We start from the raw sequence: 18,965 nt of genomic DNA, 5'->3' as shown, positions 1-18,965 counted from the left end.
AGACAGCGAGGTCGGGCACGCCAAGGAGAGTGTCGGCTACATCCTGCTGAGCAACAGCGGCTCCGATCAGCCGTAGTCGTGAGATCGCCCAATGACTTGTCTCGACACCCAGCTTCCGTATCGCACCCCGCGAGCGGAAGCTGGGTTGGCGCGAATCCGCGCATAACCCAAGAGACGCCGATGAAGCTGGGGGCATCGCCAACTGCCCCACCCCAATTTGCGAGGGTCGTTCAGGCCAAAGCCAGAGTGGTTGATTGAGGCTTTCACCTAGGTGCTGCGAGGGGGGCTTGCAGGACGGATTTCTGGAATTTGGTTACAGCGCGGCTACCTGAGCAGCCGACAAAGAAAAAGGGCCTAGAGATCAAATCTCTAGGCCCTTTCTGTATGTGGTAGCGGGGGCAGGATTTGAACCTACGACCTTCGGGTTATGAGCCCGACGAGCTGCCTGACTGCTCCACCCCGCAACTGAGTTAACTATATTAGCTCCGGATCTCCGCCCTTGCAACCTTTTTTTACGATTCCCTGTCGCTTTGGTTAAGAATCTGCACTGACCTCGACCAGCACTCAGCACTCAGCACTCAGCACTCAGAGCGTCTTCAAATATTCTAACAAAGCGGCACGCTCCTCGCGCGTCAGCGCATCCCCGAAACCGTGGCCCTGGTTACCGTAACCAGGCTGAGTCGTGTCGTAGATACGGTTGCGCTCGCTCCAGCTCATGGCAGCAGCCTTGCCCCGTTCTAGCGTCCTATAGGTCCAGCCCACCCCTTCCTGATCATAGGCTGGCCGCTCAGTGCCTTCCCGATCGAATTCCCAATAGGTCGGGCGCTGGCGACTGTCGAGCAAGGCTTCGAGTGTCGGGACAGATGCATTGTGCAGGTAGGGAGCCGTCGCCCAAACACCGTCGAGCGGCGGCGCAATATAGCCAAGGGCAGGTGCCGCCTGGGAGAACTCCCCATAGAAGGAGTCCTGAAACCACTTCAGGAATCGATCTGCCTCGCTGAAGCCCCTCCGAGCGAGCAGCGGATCGGTCTCGACCTTCCCCAGCGCCACGACCCGATTCGGGTATCTTTCATCGCCTTCGTAGACCCCATGGCACTCCTTGCAGGTCTTCAGAAACACACCACGACCCTGGCGCGCGAGACCGGCGTCGATATCGTATGGATAGGTCGGCGGCTCCAGACTTGTGAGATAGGCACGCACATCGACGAACCAGGCGTCGATCTCAGCCGCCTCCTCCACAGCGTCAGTGCAGGCCGTCGCTGCGAGGATCATGTAGCGGACATGATCGCCGCGTCCCTCGGCGTTGTAGAAGACTGCATGCTTCTTGCCGAGGTTCCAAAGCGGCGGCACGCTCAGGGGCAAAGGGTTTTCTGGCGGCGGCTCAATGCGTGGCTGCTTCGACCAGGCCAGGGTCTGCGGGTCCAGGTGTGCCATCAAGGCCAAGGTGATGTTGTTCGCGGAATTCACGCCGACCGTATCCGTCATCATGTAGTCAGCGATCGCGGTAATGCGGTCTGACCAGCGCCGCCACTCGGCACGCTCGGCCGCGCTCATCTCGATCGCCGCAGTTGCCTCGACCGCGATCAAGGGATCGCGCGTCATGTCCAGAAACTCGTTACCGAGACCGATGATCACCTCATCGTCGAGCACAGCCGCGTGGCAGCCCAGACAGTTCGACGTCACGATCTCGACGCCGGACGCAGCGGTGACCGCCGTCAATGGATAGGGCAGCTCGGCGTTCCGGCCAAGGCGACCGACCAGCCTTGGCTGAGGCGTCATCGCGTCAGTCGCCAAGGTCTGGCGATAGACGCGATAGGGCACACCGCAAGTCACGGCGGACTTGTTGAGCAAGGCATGGCGCCCCGCCTCGGCATCCCCTGCCCGCTGTGGCGCGGCCGGCACGCGTCCGACCTCCGCCTTGTAGATGCCATCCTGCTCTTGCACGCCCTGCTCGCACCCGGTCAGCGCTGCGGCGCTCAAGCACACCAGCAGGGCAAAGGCGCGCGCGGGGACGAGGGCGACAATCCAAGACTGCGTGCGATGGGACATCGGCCCCCTGAGCGGAGTCGCAAATGATTCAAGGTTGGCGATCAAATAGGGCCGGAAAGTCCCAAGCAAATGCCTCGGACCCAAAGGCGACAGCGGCGCGCCTGGCCCAATCGGCGAGAAGTGTGACCGAGTCGGGTCCTAGGCGAGGGGGCGAAAGGAGTAGACTCTAGGCAGCGGACATGCTGATAGGAACCGCGATTCGCGGTGCTCCCAGGGTGCTCGCACTAGCGGGAGGAAAACGAAGATGATGCTTCACATCCAGCCGGATTCCCTGTGCTACATCATCGGAAAGGCCCGAGAGTTTCAGGCCAAGGAAGAGGTTGTCCTACCGGACACGCCCTCCAGTCCCAGCGAGGACTGGGCGCTGCAAATCCTCGCCGATCACAGCGAGGACTACAGCCTGCGAGAGATGACCGGAGCGATTGGCGAGATGAGCGAGCGCCAGCGTGCCGAACTGGTCGCCCTGATGTGGGTCGGGCGCGGCGACTACAGCATCGAGGAGTGGGAGACCGCCGTGGACGACGCCATTGGCGACTATTCGCTCAACGCCGCCGGCTATCTGCTCTCCCATCCGATGGTCTCGGACGACCTGGAAGAAGGGCTGATTGCCCACGGTTACTCCTGTCAGGACTAGCCGCCGGACGCCATCGCGGACAAGGCGTCAGAATGCCTTTAGACCCAGGACGTCCTGCATATCGAACTGACCCTTGTCCCTTGCGGCGATCCAGCCTGCCGCGCGCACTGCTCCCCGCGCGAACGTCATGCGACTCGATGCCTTGTGCGCGATCTCCACGCGCTCGCCCTCGGCGGCGAACCAAACGCTATGCTCGCCAACCACGTCTCCGGCCCGAATGGTCTCGAAGCCGATGGCCTCGCGGCTGCGCGCCCCTGTGTGACCCTCGCGTCCGTAGACTGCGACCTCTTTGAGATCACGATCCAGCGCGGCGGCAATGACCTCGCCCATGCGCAGCGCCGTGCCCGAAGGGGCGTCCACCTTATGCCTGTGGTGTGCCTCGATGATCTCGATGTCGACGTCATCGCCCAGCACCCGTGCCGCGATGTCCAGGAGCTTCAAGCAGAGATTGACACCCACACTCATGTTGGGAGCGAAGACGATACCCATCTGCTCCCCGGCGGCGGCAATGGCGGCGCGCTGCCTTTCGTCCAGGCCGGTGGTGCCGATCACCATGCGCTTGCCGGCGGCCCGGCAAAGCTCCAGATGCGCAAGCGTCGCGGTCGGGGTGGTGAAATCGATGAGCACATCGAAATCGTCCATCACATCGGCCAGGTCAGAGACCAAGACGACCTCAAGCCGCCCGACGCCCGCGAGTTCGCCCGCATCGGTGCCGAGCAAGGAACTTCCCGCCTGCTCGGTCGCGGCTCCAAGACGCAGGCCATCGGCCTCGGCCACCGCCTGCACCAAGGTGCGCCCCATGCGCCCGCCAGCCCCGGCGACGGCAATTCGTATATCGGTCATACGCGATGTCCTAGAAAGTCTGATCGTTCCGGCTTCGGACAGGTTCCTAAGGATTCAGAGCCCCATCTTTTCGAAAAAGCTCTTGACCCCATCGAGCCAGCTATGCGACTGCGGGTTGTGCCGGGAGCCGCCTTCTTGGACGCTGGACTCGAACTCACGCAGCAGCTCCGCTTGCCGGTCCGTCAGATTCACCGGCGTCTCGAGCGTCACGCGGCAGATGAGATCACCGACAACACCGCCGCGCACCGGCTTCACGCCCTTGTTGCGCACCCGGAACATCTTCCCAGTCTGGGTCCCAGCGGGAATCTTGAGCATCACCTTGCCGTCCAGCGTGGGCACCTCCATGTCGCCGCCCAGCGCCGCCGTGACGAAGCTAATCGGCACCTGGCAATAGAGGTTGCTGTCCTCGCGGGTGAAGATCGGGTGCTCCATGACCTGGACCTGGACATAGAGATCTCCTGGAGGACCACCCTGATCACCACGCTCGCCCTCGCCGGCGAGTCGAATGCGATCACCGGTATCGACGCCTGCCGGCACCTTGACCGAGAGCGTCTTCTCTTCCGGGATGCGTCCACGGCCCCGACAATGGCTGCAGGACTCCTCGATGACCGAGCCAGAGCCACGACACTCCGGACAGGTCTGCTGGATCGAGAAGAAGCCTTGCTGCATGCGCACCTGGCCCATGCCGCCGCAGGTCGGACACTGCTTTGGCTTAGTCCCGGGCTTAGCGCCCGTGCCGCCGCAGAATTGGCAGTCCACCTGGGTCGGAATACGAATCTTGACCTCTTTGCCGGCGACCGCCTCTTCCAGGGTCAGCGAGAGATCGTAGCGCAGATCGACGCCGCGCTGGGTGCGACGCCCCCCTGCACCGGCACGCCCGCCGAAGATATCGCCGAAGACATCCCCAAAGATGTCCGAGAATGAGCCTGCCCCCGCGAAGTCGCCCGGGCCGAAACCGCCAGCACCGGCTTCCACGCCCGCATGCCCGAACTGGTCATAGGCGGAGCGTTTCTTGGGATCGCTCAGCACATCGTATGCGAGCTTGGCTTCCTTGAACTTAACCTCAGCATCGGCGTCGCCCGTGTTGCGGTCGGGATGATGCTTCATCGCCAAACGCCGAAAGGCCTTCTTGATGTCACCTTCGCTCGCGTTGCGTTGAACCCCGAGCACTTCGTAATAGTCGCGCTTTGCCATGTAATCTACTTCCAGCTTCCAGCCACCGAAATCATCCGGCTCCAACCAAGGCGATTCGCGTCAACCTTCACACCATCCGACTTGCATCGACGCCGGCCTTCCGTGTCGAGCCGACGGTCACATAGGTGTCTACGCTTCCGCCAGCCCTCTCTAAGAAGGTCAAGGTCAATCCTGCATCATCGCGCCTGAAAGTCTTCGTCAATCGCCCAAACAGAAAGCGTACGGACGTTGCTCACGCCAGTACGCTTTCTTGATCACGATAGGACGCCAGTGGCTAGCCCATCACCTCACTTCTTGTCGTCTTTGACCTCTTCGAACTCGGCATCGACGACATCGTCCGCGTTCGCACCGCCCTGAGCACCGCCCGGTTGGCCATCGCCCGCGCCGGCCGCCCCAGGACCCGCCGCAGAGGCACCGGCGTCGCCGGCATCCGCGTAGAGTCGTTCGGCCATCTTGCCAGAAATCTCGCCAAGCTTCTGGGTCAAGGACTCGATCTTGTCCTTGTCCTCGCCTGACATCGCCTCTTCCAGCTCCTTGATGGCTGCCTCAATGGAGTCTTTCTCGCCGCTTTCCATCTTCTCGCCGAGCTGCTCCATCGACTTGCGCGTCGCGTGGATCATGCCATCGGCCTGGTTGCGGGCGGCAACCAGCTCGTGGAAGTGGCGGTCATCCTCGGCATGTGCCTCGGCGTCCTTGACCATTTGCGCAATCTCCTGGTCCGAAAGACCGGAAGACGCCTTGATGATGATCGACTGCTCCTTGCCCGTCGCCTTGTCCTTCGCGGAGACGTTCAGGATACCGTTGGCATCGATGTCGAACTTGACCTCGACCTGCGGCACACCGCGCGGCGCCGGCGGGATGTCGCTGAGATCGAAGCGGCCGAGCGACTTGTTGCTGGCCGCACGCTCGCGCTCACCCTGCAGGACGTGCACGGTCACAGCGGTCTGATTGTCGTCGGCGGTCGAGAAGACCTGCTGGGCGGAGGTCGGGATGGTGGTGTTCTTCTCGATCAGCTTGGTCATGACACCGCCCAGGGTCTCGATGCCGAGGGAGAGCGGCGTGACATCCAGCAGCAGCACGTCTTTGACCTCGCCGCCCAGGACACCGCCCTGGATGGATGCGCCGATGGCGACGGCCTCGTCAGGATTGACGTCCTTGCGCGGGGCCTTGCCGAAGAACTGCTCGACCTTCTCCTGCACCTTGGGCATGCGGGTCTGGCCGCCGACCAGGATGACCTCGTTGATCTCGCCCGCAGTCAAGCCGGCATCCTTGAGCGCGATGCGGCAGGGCTCCATGGTCCGCTCGATCAGATCCTCGACCAGCGATTCCAGCTTGGCGCGGGTCAGCTTCACATTGAGGTGCTTGGGACCGGTCTGATCCGCTGTGATGTAAGGCAGGTTGATATCGGTCTGCTGGCTCGAGGACAGCTCGATCTTGGCCTTCTCGGCAGCCTCTTTGAGACGCTGCAGGGCCAACGGGTCGTTACGCAGATCGAAGCCCTGGTCCTTCTTGAAGACCTCGACCAGGTGGTCGATGATCCGCATGTCGAAGTCTTCGCCGCCCAGGAAGGTGTCGCCGTTGGTGGACAGCACCTCGAACTGGTGCTCACCCTCGATCTCGGCGATCTCGATGATGGAGACGTCGAAGGTGCCGCCGCCCAGGTCATAGACCGCAATCTTCTGATCGCCGCGCTGCTTGTCCATGCCGTAGGCCAGGGCTGCTGCGGTCGGCTCGTTGATGATGCGCTTGACCTCGAGACCGGCAATCCGCCCGGCATCCTTGGTGGCCTGACGCTGCGAGTCGTTGAAGTAGGCCGGAACCGTGATGACGGCCTCGGAGACCGTGGTACCGAGATAATCCTCGGCGGTCTTCTTCATCTTCTGCAGGACCTTGGCCGAGATTTCCGGCGGGGCCATCTTCTTGCCGTTGACATCGACCCAAGCATCGCCGTTGTCAGCCTTGACGATCTTGTAGGGGACCATGTCCTTGTCCTTGCCGACGACCTGGTCCTCGAAACGACGACCGATGAGCCGCTTGATGGCAAAGAGCGTATTGGCGGGATTGGTCACCGCCTGACGCTTCGCTGACTGGCCGACCAAGACCTCGCCATCACCCGTGTAGGCGATGATCGAAGGGGTGGTGCGATCACCCTCGGCGTTCTCGATGACCTTGACATTGTCGCCTTCCATCACGGCGACGCATGAGTTCGTCGTGCCGAGGTCGATGCCGATGATTTTTCCCATTAGAGTATTCTCCGAAATAGCGTTTTTGGCGCAGCGACGCCAAGTTGTCCAATCAGTTGGGGAGAAGCCCCACGCCCTTCAAGCCTGTGCTCAGGAGCCCTGCTGGGACACCATGACCAGGGCCGGCCGCACCAGACGCCCGTTGAGCGTGTACCCCTTTTGGATGACCGCGACCACGGTGTTCGGCGGCACGTCATCCCGCGGCTGCATCGACATCGCCTGGTGGAACTCGGGATCGAACGGCTGCTCCATGGGTTCCACCGGCACGACGCCGAACTTCTCCATCACGTCGCCAAGCAGCTTCAGTGTCAGCTCGGTGCCCTCGCGCAGCTTGCCGATGTCGGCAGCCTGGTCCAGTGCGGCGTCGTGGCCCAACTCGAGGCTGTCGCGGACCTGCAGCAGCTCGCGCACGAAGCCGTCGAGCGCAAACTTGTGTGCCTTCTCCAACTCGCTTGTGTGGCGCCGTTTGAGATTCTCGGTATCTGCACGCACGCGCAGAAGCTGGTCGCGCTGCTCAGCCGCCTCGGCGCGCGCCGCCTCAAGCGCCGCACGCAGCTCCTCCACCGACTCGGACTCGGTGGCGGCGAGCGGGTCCGACTCCACGCCGGAAGGGTCCGAACCCTGGTCCGCCGCCGTCGCCTCCATGTAAGCATCCACCGCTGCGCGCATGACTGCGTCTTCTGATGAAGGGGCTTCCTGCTCCGCAGACTCCACGTTATGTGGATCCGATTTCATCAATTACCTCCAGTTCTCTTCGATTGGCCCGGCCCCGGCGTCGCACATGGGCGCACGACCGCCAGGCCAGTGGAATCTTGCTCGAGGCCTATTGCCTCAGCGCGGCGGCCAGCAGCCGCCCAGTAACGTCGACGATTGGAATGACGCGCTGATAGTCCATGCGCGTCGGCCCGATGACCCCCAGTACCCCCACCACCCGTTCTTCCACCCGATAGGTCGTGGTGACCAGGCTGCAGTCACCCAGCATGTCGTAGCCGGACTCTTCGCCGATAAAAATCTGCACACCGTCCGCCGCGATACAGCGATCCAAGATGTGCAGGATCTCGCGCTTCTGGTTGAAGGCATCGAAGAGTTGCTTGAGGCGATCCATGCTGGCCAGCTCCCCGAATTCCATTAGATTCGTCTGCCCGGCAATGTAGCAATCGTCCTTCGCCTCAGCCGTCTCGACCACGCCTTGGGCGATCGACATCGCCTGCATCATCATCTGGTCCATGTGAGCGTGCGTCTGCTTGAGATCGTCCAGCAGACGCTTGCGGATTTGGCCGAGATCCTGACCAGTAAAGATCTCGTTGAGATAATTCGCGGCCTGCTCGAGCTGAGACGGCGCGAAATTCTTGTCGATGTTGACGATGCGGTTGTGGACCTCACCATCGCTCGTCACCAAAATGGCCAAGACACGCTTGTCCGACAAAGGTAGCAGCTCGATCTGGCGAAAGAGGTGTCGCTCGTGACGCGGCAACATCACGACGCCCGCCAAGTGCGTGATCCCAGACAAGAGGTTCGAGGCCGTCTCGACCAAGGACTTCGGGTCCATGCAGACATCGAAGCGCGTTCGCAACGAATCGACGTCTCGATCCGATGGCGGCCGCACGGTCAGCAAGGAGTCGACGAACAACCGATACCCAGCAACGGTCGGCACGCGCCCCGCCGAGGTGTGCGGCGAGACGATGAGCCCCAAATCCTCTAAGTCCGCCATGACATTGCGAACCGTGGCGGGACTCAGGTCCAGACCTGTATCCTTCGCCAAAGTCCGCGAGCCAATCGGCTGACCATCTTTGATATAGCGCTCGACGAGCGCCTTCAGGAAATGCAGCGCCCGCTCGCTGGCCATGGTCCCCGCGTGCAAGGAGTCGCTTTCCGTTTTCTTCTTAGTGCCCACAATGATGACGACGTCCACAACTCTGGTTACGGCTCGCGCCCGATTTGGTTAGCACTCACCGCGATGGAGTGCTAACACGTGAATTTAGGGATTCAACCCAGTGCTGTCAAGGCTCATGCCGCAGCGCACATGCTCAGAACACGCTATTGGCGCACTTCGAGGCACGTGCTACCGTCTCGAAAATCCAGCGGCGAACCCGCCAAGGGGACGGCCGTGGGTGTCAATAGCGCGCCCATCCTGACAGCAAAGCTGCTGGCCTGGACCTAAACCCCCGCGCAAGTCAGCGGGTATGAGCTTTGACAGAAATCGCCTAAGATCCCGGATCATGTGACGTCCACCCTGTGAATCCCGCGCGAACAGCACTGCGTGCGGGTCCAGGGGTTTCCGGTAAGCCGCTAGAGCCGACTGTTTCACGGTAAAAGAATCCATGCCGCCCTTCTCCACCGTCGGCATCATCGCCAAACAAGGTGACCCCGAGCCTGTCCGCGCGACCCTGCGCCAGCTCCGCGAGCATTTGAGCGCCCGCCGGGTCGAGGTCCTGCTGGATGCCGAGAGCGCACACTTATTAGAAGCTGCGGTCGACGCCGCTCAGCCGATCGACCAGATCGGCGCGCGCTGCGACCTCGTCATCGTCGTCGGCGGCGATGGCACCCTCCTCCATGCCGCGCGCAGCATGTCGTCGTTCGGCGTGCCGCTCATGGGGATCAATCTCGGTCGTCTCGGCTTTCTCGTCGACGTATCGCCCGAGGATATCCAGTCCGCGGTCGATCAGATCCTGGCCGGCGAGCTGATCTCCGACACCCGCTCCATGCTCAGCGCCCGTGTTCTCGGCGCGCCGGAGGGCGGCGAGACCCACGCAGCACTGAACGACGTCGCCATCCACAAGTGGAATACGGCACGCATGATCGAGCTTGAGATCTACATCGACGGCGCCTTCGTCAGCGCGCAGCGATCGGACGGGCTCATCATCGCAACACCAACCGGCTCGACCGCCTATGCACTCTCGGGGGGCGGCCCCTTGGTCGACCCGGCATTGGACGCCATTCTGCTGGTGCCGATCTGCCCACACGATTTGAGCAACCGCCCACTGGTCGTGCCTGGCGACCGCCAGATCGAGGTTCGGGTTCACGCCCAGGACGTTGGCCACGTGCAGGTGAACTGTGACGGCCAGAACGAGATCCGGCTCGCGGCCCAAGGCCGCGTGCTGATCGCGCGCCACCCGGATCCGGTGCGTCTCCTGCATCCGAAGGGCCACGACCACTACGACATCTTGCGCGCCAAGCTGCACTGGGGTGGTCACAATTCGATGCGAGCCAAGCCATGCTGACACATTTGCAGGTCAGGGATCTGGCCATCGTCAGTCACCTCGAGCTGGATTGCCGCCAGGGAATGACCGCCCTCACCGGCGAGACGGGCGCGGGCAAGTCCATCTTGATCGACGCACTGGGGCTGGTGCTGGGTGACAAGGCCCAAGCCTCCATGATCCGCGTCGGCTCCGAGCGCGCGGAGATCCTCTGCGAAGTCGATCTCGGGGCCGCACCCATGGCGCGCGCTTGGCTCGCCGAGCAGGGGCTGGATGATGAGGATCTCTGCATCATCCGCCGGCTCATCGTGCGCGAGGGGCGCTCGCGGGCCTTCATCAACGGGCGGACCGTCTCGGGCGCACAGCTGCGCGATCTCGGTGACCGCTTGATCGACATCCACGGCCAGCATGAGCATCAGTCACTCATGCGCGCGAGCGCGCAGCGCGACCTCTTGGATGCCTATGGCGGCCATGTCGCCAAGACCACGGCGACCGCGGGCACCTTTCGCGCCTATCGCGATCTGGATCAGCGGCTCACCGAACTGGAGACCGCCAGCCAAGACCGCGCCGACCGCCTGGAGCTGCTGCGTTTTCAGGTCGAAGAGCTGAGTGCGCTCGGCATGAGCGCCGAGGACATCGAGCAGCTCGACCACGAGCAGCGTCGGCTCAGCCACCTCGACCGGCTGCAAGCGACCACAGGCGGCATCCTGCAGGCACTGTCAGAGGGCGAGCCCTCTATCGCCGATCAGCTCAGAATCGCGACTAACGACGTCGCGGAGATGGCCGCCATCGACCCTGAACTCAGCGAGAGCCGGGATCTGCTCGAGACGGCGACCATCCATGCCGGCGAGGCGGCCGCGGGCCTGCGCCACTACCTCGACGGCCTGGATCTGGATCCCGCCGCGCTGCGCGAGGTGGAAACGCGGCTCGCACAGGTCCACGACCTGGCGCGCAAGCACCGCGTCTTCCCCGTCCAACTTCCGGAGCTGCTGGCAGAGCGGCAAGCCGAGCTGGAGCGCCTAGAACAGGCCGGCGTGACCCTGGGCGACCTACGCCAGCGCCGCACGGCAGCGTGGCAGGCGTTCATGGAACAGGCCCAAGCCCTGACCGCGGAGCGCAGCGCCGCCGCCGAGCGGCTCTCCAAGACCGTGACCGAGGCGATGCAGCAACTCGGGATGACGGGCGGGCGCTTCAGCATCGAGCTGGAGGCGCTCGCGGAAGCGCGCATCGGCGCGAGCGGCTTGGAGCGGGTCGAATTTCTGGTCAGCGCAAACCCGGGGCAGCCCCTGCAGCCGCTCGCCAAAGTGGCCTCCGGCGGCGAGCTCTCGCGCATCAGTCTTGCGATCCAGGTCGCAACCGCCGAGTGCGGTAGCGTGCCAACATTGGTGTTCGACGAGGTCGACGTCGGCATCGGTGGCGGCGTCGCAGAGATCGTCGGACGTCTGCTACGCGGGTTGGGCGAATCGCGCCAAGTGCTCTGCGTCACCCACCTACCCCAGGTCGCCGCCCAGGCGCATCATCAACTGCGCGTGCGCAAGGAGGCTGTCGAGGGTCAGACCCACACCCGCATCGAGCCACTCGACGATCAAGCACGGGTCGACGAGATCGCGCGCATGCTCGGCGGAACCGAGATCACCGCGCGAACGCGCGACCACGCCAGCGAGATGCTTGGATGGGTGAGCGGATGATCGCGAGGTCTCTGACATCACAGGCCACGACCAGCCCCAAGGAGGCGAGAGCATGATCAAGAAGATCACCGTCGAGCAGCTCCAGGTCGGCATGTATGTGCAGGATCTCAATTGCGGCTGGATGGAACACGGCTTTCTCCGCAACCGTTTCCTCGTCAAGGGTGACGATGTCCTTTCGCGCATCCGCGATATCGGCATCCGCGACCTCTACATCGACACCGAGCGCGGCCTGGATGTCTCACAGGCGCCCACTGAGCTAGAGGTCGAAGAGGCCCTGGAGCAGGATCTCGTCCAGGTCGTCGCCGAAGAAGGTCCGCCCGAAGAGCACAAGGTCTCGCTGGCGGAGGAGCGCGTCCAGGCCCGCCGCATCCAGAACGAGGTGCTCGGGCTCTTAAGCGGAATCAGCGCGGACATGCGCCAGAAGCGACCGCTCAGCCTGGAGCACGTCACGCCCTTGGCAGACGACTTGGTCGCCTCAGTCTGCCGCAATCCCGATGCCCTCATGGGATACTCGCGCGTCCGCCGTCTAGGGCGCTACCAGCTCGAGCACGGCGTCAACGTCTCTACCCTCATGGTCGCCTTCGGACGCACGCTCGGACTCGACCGCGACGTCTTGAGCGCCCTGGCCATCGGCGGCCTCCTGCACGACATTGGCAAGACCTACCTACCGGCGGCGCTGCTGAACAAACCAGGACAGCTAAGCGAATCCGAGCTAACCCAGATGCGCGAGCATGTCGCGCACGGCTTTCGTGCCGCCGTCGCCATGCCCAACATGCCCAAGATCGCCCTGGCCATCATCGCCGAGCATCACGAGCGCATGGACGGCAGCGGCTACCCCAACCGCCGCAAGGGCGAGCAGATCTCCCGCTACGGTCAGATGGCTGCCATCGTCGACGTCTACGACGCCATCACCTCGGCGCGCATTTACAGCAGCAAGGCGATGGAGCCGCACGAGGCGCTGCGCAAATTGCTGGAGTGGAGCAGCTATCATTTCAATCCGGAGTTGGTCCAGCACTTCATCCGCTGCGTGGGCATCTATCCGGTTGGAACACTGGTGCGGCTGCGCAGCGACCGGCTCGCCGTCGTGGTCGAGTCCAGCCGCGAGGGCCCCTTCCATCCCGTCGTCCGAGTCGTCATGGATACCCAGAAGCGCTATCTGAGCATTCACGACATCGACCTCTCAAAACTCACCGTGGACTCTGAAGAGCGCATTCTGAATGCCGAACTGCCCAGCCGTTGGGGCATCGACCCGATTCAGGTTCTGCAGCTTCCCTCCAGCTAGCTCAGGCTAATAACCGCCAAAAGGGTGAACGCAAAGTCCGTCACTGAGCACCGCACAAGGCGCAAGAAGCGAGGCAGACCGACCTCAACACCGATCGGTTTCCCGACATCAACCGGAACAGCCGCTCCAAGCCTGCGTAGCCAGGCCATCCTGGCCTGGTTTGCCAGGGCTGGAAACCCTAGCCACATAAAACCGATAGGTGGTGAGGCAGACCGACAACAACCTGAGTAATCGTACGGACTTGGCGAATGCGTTAAATCCCTTATAATATCAGGCTTGTAGGCACCTGCCCTTTAGGTAGCCGATGCCATACTTCAGAAAGCCCCGAGTCAAGCACTGGGCAAGACCAAATCAATAGGTCCATAATGAAGCCCAGAGGGTTTCCGGATGTACTGGGTACTTTAAGAAGAGACCGAGAGCGACTGTCGCCGTCCGGCCTGGCCGGCATGCGACAAACTCAATGGAGGTAAGGCAGTCATGCCGATGATTACGTCGTTTATCGAGAGCGAGGATAGGCTCGACCTTTCTTTTCATGGTGATCTCGATCTCACGATCACCCAAGAAGTTTGTCAGCTGTTCGCCAAGATTCCATCGACGTTAAAGACTTGCATCTTGGACTTGACGGAACTCGACCGCGTGTTCGACTCCGGGATGGCGCTACTCTGGCTGCTCAACGAGCAACTGCAGCGCATCGGTGCCACCGTCGTCGTCCTCACGGATCGCCCCGAGATTCTAAAACGGCTTCCACGCATCATGAGCAATGCCTTGAGCGTTGTCCCTCAAGACACCGAAATGGCCGCCTACACCCGCTAGCCACCTGCGATCTCCGCACCCTGCTGGATAAGGGACAGGGACGTCCCGCAAAGCCCTCCGGGCGCCCAACCAAGGACAGGACGCGGCACCCACCAAGATTTCCTACCGCGAATCCCAAAGCCCTGAATCACGAAGCACTTCTGGGCTTCGCCTTAGCCGTCAGCGACCAGCGCAGCTGCTGCTACCCCATGTCGGCCCATCCCTTGGAAAGCGCTCATCAATTGTTTCCCGATGCGAGCGATGCCGCCCGAAATCCCCCCTGGCCCCCCTTTGCGAAAGGGGGGAAGTTGTTGATGGTCACTTTCTTGGATCAGCGAATCGCGGCCGGCTATCTGAGCGGCATCTGCAGGATTTCTTCAGGCTCGATACGCCAGCGCTGGGGGGACTCGGCGTTCAGGATGCGATCCTCACGCCCCTTTCTCTGCCGAGCAAGATCGAGATCCTCAATGGGCAGATAGCGGCGATGCTTGGCATCCATGACCACACGGATGACAGGATGGAAGAGTTCCTCCCGGCCGGTCTCCATGACCACGCCCAGCCGCCCACTCTCGAGCAGCACCAGGGTCCCTACGGGATAGATGCCGACACAGCGGATGAATTGCTGAACCAGCTGCGGATCGAAGTGATGAGCGCCCCACTCCAGCAGCTTGCGGAGTGCCTGGTGCGGCTCCATGCCTTTGTGATAGACCCGATCTGACGTGATCGCGTCATAGACATCGACGATCGAAGCCATTTTCCCGGCTAGCGTAATCCCCTTGAGATCCTTCTTGTCCGGATAGCCGCTGCCATCGGCGCGTTCATGGTGCTCTGCGGCGACCGCCAGGGCGGCCGCTGGAAACCCTGGAATCCTCGCCAGGGTGTCACGACTGTGGACCACATGGCTGCGCATCACGACGAACTCCTCGTCGGTCAGCTTGCCCGGCTTATTGAGAATCTCCGACGGGACCAGGATCTTGCCGATATCGTGCAGCAAGGCCCCCATGCCGATCTCATGGATCAGCGTTCGGTCCAGCTCGAGACTGCGCGCGAATGAGACCATGAGCACGGAGACATTGACCGAGTGCTCGAAGGTATAGCGATCCATGCGCCGGATGCGCGCCAAGCCCATGAGCGCGTTCGGGTTGCGGAAGATCGAGCCGACCATGGCGCTGACCACCGGCTGCGTCCGCTCCAAGTCGATCTGACGACCGAGCCGCACGTCCTCCATGAGACCGGCGACCAGATTGACCGCCTCGGTGTGAATGCGCTTCGCCTGAACACGCTCCTCGGCCAGGGAGACCGGGCGCGCGTCCGGTTGCTCGTCTTGTGCGATCTGGCTCAGGTCGTCCTCCAACCCGGCGATGACCTCAGCCTCGGTCGGCGCCGCGACGACATCGGCGCCCTTTTCCGAATCGATATAGAGTTCGCGCGTCCCGGTGCGCCGGATCTGCTGCAGCGTCTCCTGAGATTTCACCGCGAACTGGCTGCGGAGAAAGCCGTGGTCCATCCAGCCGCAGTTGAGATCATGCACGTACATCCCGACCTGCAGCTGCTCGATAGCGATCTTCTTGATCATTGGCGGAACAAGGGGCTCTACAGCATTCCAATTAAACTCAGAGTATCACGGAAATCGAATCGTCATGTTGTGGCCCAGGTCGTGATTCTGGCTTGCAGAATCCTCTGGGATGAGGCCGCAGCATCCCTGCCCGGCCCGGCCCCAACCACCTAGCGTCAGGCGGCCCGCGCCGTCGCGACTTGCGCACGATTCAGCGCGGAGATAACGGCGCGCAGCGACGCGGCAAGGGTATCTCGGTCGATGGCCGCGCCCGCAACCCGGTCGCCGTCGATCTCCAGTTGCACATAGGCCGCCGCCTCCGCGTCCGTGCCCTCGCCGAGTGCGTGCTCTTGGTAATCGACGACACTCAGCCGGCGCCCGCTCCAGCGCGTCCAGGCGTCCACGAAGGCGGCGATGGCGCCCTGCCCCTCGCCATGCAGGGTGCTCACGCCGCCAGCCCCGCGGATACGCACCTCGATGCGGTCGTGACCGTTGCGATCCAAGCGGTAACCCAGCAAGGAATCCGGCGCCTGGTCCGCGATGAAGGACCGCTCGAAGACCTCGCGAATGCTAGCCGCATCCATGACGCCGCCCCGCGCCTCGGTCTCGCGCTGGACCAATCTGGCCAGTTCCACCTGCATCCAGCGCGGCAGCACCAAGCCGTACTCGCGCTCCAGCACGAAGGCCACACCGCCCTTGCCTGATTGGCTGTTGACCTGGATGACCGCCTGATAGCTGCGGCCGACGTCCTGAGGGTCAATGGGCAGATAGGCCACCTGCCAGGCGGTGTCATCGCCTTGACGCCCCAAGCACTTACGGATGGCATCTTGATGACTACCGGAGAAGGCCGTGTAGACCAGCTCACCGACCCAGGGATGTCGCGGATGCACGGGCAGCCCGGTGCATTGGGTATAGACCTCGATGATCTCGTCGGGCCGGCTCAGGTCCAAACCGGGGTCGATGCCCTGGCTGTACAAGTTCATCGCCAGCGTCAGAAGATCGGCGTTTCCAGTACGCTCGCCGTTCCCCAGCAGGGTGCCCTCGACACGGTCCGCGCCAGCCAAGAGCGCCAGTTCCGATGCGGCAACCGCGCCGCCACGGTCGTTGTGCGTATGCACCGAGAGCAGGATGCCCTCCCGCCGACTGATGTGCGTGGCGAAATATTCCACCTGATCGGCGAAGACGTTCGGGCTCGAAACCTCCACCGTCGCCGGCAGATTGATGATGCAAGGACGCTCAGGCCTTGGCTGCCAGACCTCCAGCACCGCGTCGCAGACCTCGACCGCATAGTCCGGCTCAGTGGCGGAGAAGCTCTCCGGCGAGTATTGGAAGGTCCAGCGCGTCTGCGGATACTCGTCCGCCATCTCCCGCACCCAGGCCGCGCCTTGACGCGCGATGGCCTTGACGCCCTCGCGGTCCTGACCAAAGACCCACTCGCGCTGTGCCGGCGAGGTCGAGTTGTAAACATGCACAATCGCCTGACGCGCCCCGCGCAGCGCCTCATAGGTGCGCCGAATCAGCGCCTCCCGCGCCTGGACCAGAACCTGAATGGTGACATCCTCTGGAATCTGGTCCGCCTCGATCAGCCAGCGCACGAAATCATAGTCCGGCTGACTCGCCGCCGGAAAACCCACCTCGATCTCTTTGAAGCCGAGCCTGACCAGCAGCCCCCAGAGACGCTGCTTCTGCACCACGCTCATCGGTTCGAAAAGCGCCTGATTCCCATCGCGCAGGTCCACACTGGCCCATAGGGGCGCCGCTTGGATGGTGCGATTCGGCCATTGGCGATTGGGCAAGTCCACCACCGGGCCAGGGCGGTATCGACGGTGGTCGAAGCTGCTCATGGGGGTTCTCCTTAAGGTTTTACCTTCAATGATGCCTATAAGCATATGAACAATAATGATCTCGCCTGCTCCAAGACGCAGCGATGCCCAAATGGCATCGGGCGCCTGGATTCTGCCTGGTCCGCCGCCTGGGTAAGGCCGGGGCCGCTCCTTTCCGGGTTGGGAATGGGAGCCTGGTTGACGCACGCCTGGTGGGCGCTTGTCTGAGCGTCGGCCGGTCAGCCGACGATTGATAGCTTACCTAAGGTATTGAGACAGCCGATTGCCAACAGGGACGTCATTTGTGCGATTTACGCAATATTCTGCTAATTTCTACATCCTACGCAGAGCAAGAGCAGCACCTAGCCGACAGGAGTTGGCAGCGGACCCTACGACATTGGAGGATTCACATGAAGATCGACCGCTACGACCGCCGCATCCTCGCCGAGCTTCAGCAAGACGGGCGAATCAGCAACCAAGAACTGGCGGATCGTATCGGACTCTCGCCCTCGCCCTGCCTCAGGCGCGTGCGCGCCCTTGAAGAGGCTGGGCTCATCAGCGGCTACCGGGCCACTCTGGACGCCCAGAAGCTCGGATTGAGCCTCATGGTCATCCTCAGCATTTCCATGGATCGTCACACCCCAGAGCGATTTGAACGATTCGATACCGCCGTCAAGGCCATGCCGGAAGTGCTCGAATGCCTGCTGATCACCGGCCGGGAGGCGGACTATCAGCTCAAGGTGGTGGTCCGTGACATGGATGCCTATCAGGACTTTCTCTTGAACAAGATCACACGTTTGGAAGGGGTTTCAGGGGTTCACTCCAGTTTCGTGCTGAGACGGGTACTGGAACGCGGCAGTCTGCCGATACCCTAGGTAAGAGCACAGGAAGCAGCGGGTGGCCAAGGCGGTTTTTCAGTCACTTAGGTGGCAGTTCTCGAAACCGAATCACAGCGCCACAGGTGGAGGCAAGGGAAATCCGATACCGCGACGCACGGCCTCCTGACACAGATGGCATGAGTGATGCTGCGATGTAGCAAAGACAGCATTCGCCAACCGACCTAGGGAGCGAGAACATGTACAGCCCGCAGATCCAGACGCAGCCGGTCAGCCACGAGCAACAAAACCAAGAGCGCGCTCGCCGATTGCGCGGTGTGCTGACTGAACTGTCACTTCGTGACGAAAACCTGCTCTACGCGAATACCCGCGGCATCAGCCAAAACAACCAGTCGCTTGGCTTCCGCCCCGGATACCTGAACAGCTGCAACGGCGAGTGTGCGCTGTCGCGGTTCAGTGACGGCAGTCTCGCACCTGTGCACCTGCTCGAGGGTTTGCCGGAGCACTGGATCCGCAGGCGCGACCAAGCGGGGAAGGTCACCCAGCTCGAGCCGGGTATCGTCTCCGGATTCATTCGCGAGGGTCGCTTCTTCACACGTGAAGAAGCCATGTCCGCAGCGGCGCACTAAGAAAACGTCCATCAACAACTTCCCCCCCTTTCGCAAAGGGGGCTGGGGGGGATTTCGGGCGGCATCGCTCGCATCGGGAAACAATTGATGGACACTTGCTAAGAAAGTGCTCATCAACAACTTCCCCCCTTTCGCAAAGGGGGGCTAGGGGGGATTTCGGGCGGCATCGCTCGCATCGGGAAACAATTGATGGACACTTG

General features: G+C 62.3%; 15 protein-coding genes and 1 tRNA gene. 7 read left to right on the top strand and 9 right to left on the bottom strand.

The features are described 5' to 3' along the window. Positions 1-387: 387 nt before the first annotated feature. Both G3480_RS19740 and G3480_RS19735 read right to left on the bottom strand, forming a co-directional pair. A tRNA-Met gene (locus tag G3480_RS19740) sits at positions 388-464 on the bottom strand. 121 nt (positions 465-585) lie between these two features. Next, on the bottom strand, positions 586-2,049 hold the full coding sequence (locus G3480_RS19735) for a c-type cytochrome (protein WP_240905932.1): 1,464 nt from the start codon (positions 2,047-2,049) through the stop codon (positions 586-588). 247 nt (positions 2,050-2,296) lie between these two features. On the opposite strand from G3480_RS19735, the gene G3480_RS19730 reads away from it, so the two are divergent. Continuing rightward, positions 2,297-2,683, top strand: a complete 387-nt coding sequence (locus G3480_RS19730; RefSeq protein WP_164655609.1) for a DUF3775 domain-containing protein — start codon at positions 2,297-2,299, stop codon at positions 2,681-2,683. A 27-nt stretch (positions 2,684-2,710) separates the two neighbouring features. Here G3480_RS19730 and dapB read toward each other — a convergent pair whose 3' ends face one another. From dapB to hrcA, 5 genes are all read right to left on the bottom strand, one after another. After that, a complete protein-coding gene (gene dapB, locus G3480_RS19725; RefSeq protein ID WP_164655607.1) occupies positions 2,711-3,526 on the bottom strand; it encodes a 4-hydroxy-tetrahydrodipicolinate reductase in 816 nt (271 codons plus the stop codon). Positions 3,527-3,580: 54 nt separating this feature from the next. Then, on the bottom strand, positions 3,581-4,720 hold the full coding sequence (gene dnaJ / locus G3480_RS19720) for a molecular chaperone DnaJ (protein WP_164655605.1): 1,140 nt from the start codon (positions 4,718-4,720) through the stop codon (positions 3,581-3,583). A 287-nt stretch (positions 4,721-5,007) separates the two neighbouring features. Continuing rightward, a complete protein-coding gene (gene dnaK, locus G3480_RS19715; RefSeq protein WP_164655604.1) occupies positions 5,008-6,963 on the bottom strand; it encodes a molecular chaperone DnaK in 1,956 nt (651 codons plus the stop codon). 90 nt (positions 6,964-7,053) lie between these two features. Next, on the bottom strand, positions 7,054-7,698 hold the full coding sequence (gene grpE / locus G3480_RS19710; protein ID WP_164655603.1) for a nucleotide exchange factor GrpE: 645 nt from the start codon (positions 7,696-7,698) through the stop codon (positions 7,054-7,056). A gap of 88 nt (positions 7,699-7,786) precedes the next feature. Then, positions 7,787-8,809: a heat-inducible transcriptional repressor HrcA gene (gene hrcA / locus G3480_RS19705; protein ID WP_164655608.1), complete on the bottom strand. Its 1,023-nt coding sequence runs from the start codon at positions 8,807-8,809 to the stop codon at positions 7,787-7,789. A gap of 475 nt (positions 8,810-9,284) precedes the next feature. Between hrcA and G3480_RS19700 the strand changes: the two genes are divergently transcribed. From G3480_RS19700 to G3480_RS19685, 4 genes are all read left to right on the top strand, one after another. Next, the gene (locus G3480_RS19700; RefSeq protein WP_164655602.1) at positions 9,285-10,184 is read left to right on the top strand and encodes an NAD(+) kinase; all 900 of its coding nucleotides are present in this window, start codon (positions 9,285-9,287) and stop codon (positions 10,182-10,184) included. Further along, a complete protein-coding gene (gene recN / locus G3480_RS19695) occupies positions 10,178-11,848 on the top strand; it encodes a DNA repair protein RecN (protein WP_164655601.1) in 1,671 nt (556 codons plus the stop codon). Before G3480_RS19700 ends, recN begins: the two co-directional genes overlap by 7 nt. A 52-nt stretch (positions 11,849-11,900) precedes the next feature. Continuing rightward, on the top strand, positions 11,901-13,130 hold the full coding sequence (locus G3480_RS19690; RefSeq protein WP_164655599.1) for an HD-GYP domain-containing protein: 1,230 nt from the start codon (positions 11,901-11,903) through the stop codon (positions 13,128-13,130). 477 nt (positions 13,131-13,607) lie between these two features. Beyond that, complete coding sequence (locus tag G3480_RS19685) at positions 13,608-13,943, top strand: hypothetical protein (protein WP_164655598.1); 336 nt, start codon at positions 13,608-13,610, stop codon at positions 13,941-13,943. 328 nt (positions 13,944-14,271) lie between these two features. Here G3480_RS19685 and G3480_RS19680 read toward each other — a convergent pair whose 3' ends face one another. Both G3480_RS19680 and leuA read right to left on the bottom strand, forming a co-directional pair. Next, positions 14,272-15,498, bottom strand: coding sequence for a cyclic di-GMP phosphodiesterase (locus G3480_RS19680; protein ID WP_164655596.1), 1,227 nt, complete (start codon positions 15,496-15,498; stop codon positions 14,272-14,274). Between the two features lie 155 nt (positions 15,499-15,653). Continuing rightward, the gene (gene leuA / locus G3480_RS19675) at positions 15,654-17,321 is read right to left on the bottom strand and encodes a 2-isopropylmalate synthase (RefSeq protein ID WP_164655594.1); all 1,668 of its coding nucleotides are present in this window, start codon (positions 17,319-17,321) and stop codon (positions 15,654-15,656) included. Positions 17,322-17,710: 389 nt separating this feature from the next. On the opposite strand from leuA, the gene G3480_RS19670 reads away from it, so the two are divergent. Both G3480_RS19670 and G3480_RS19665 read left to right on the top strand, forming a co-directional pair. Next, a complete protein-coding gene (locus G3480_RS19670; protein WP_164655593.1) occupies positions 17,711-18,175 on the top strand; it encodes an Lrp/AsnC family transcriptional regulator in 465 nt (154 codons plus the stop codon). Between the two features lie 200 nt (positions 18,176-18,375). Beyond that, positions 18,376-18,765, top strand: coding sequence for a hypothetical protein (locus G3480_RS19665; RefSeq protein ID WP_164655592.1), 390 nt, complete (start codon positions 18,376-18,378; stop codon positions 18,763-18,765). Positions 18,766-18,965: the final 200 nt, after the last annotated feature.

Source organism: Thiorhodococcus mannitoliphagus (assembly GCF_010915725.1).
Taxonomy (GTDB): Bacteria; Pseudomonadota; Gammaproteobacteria; order Chromatiales; family Chromatiaceae; genus Thiorhodococcus; species Thiorhodococcus mannitoliphagus.
This window is presented reverse-complemented; position numbering and strand designations above follow the sequence as displayed.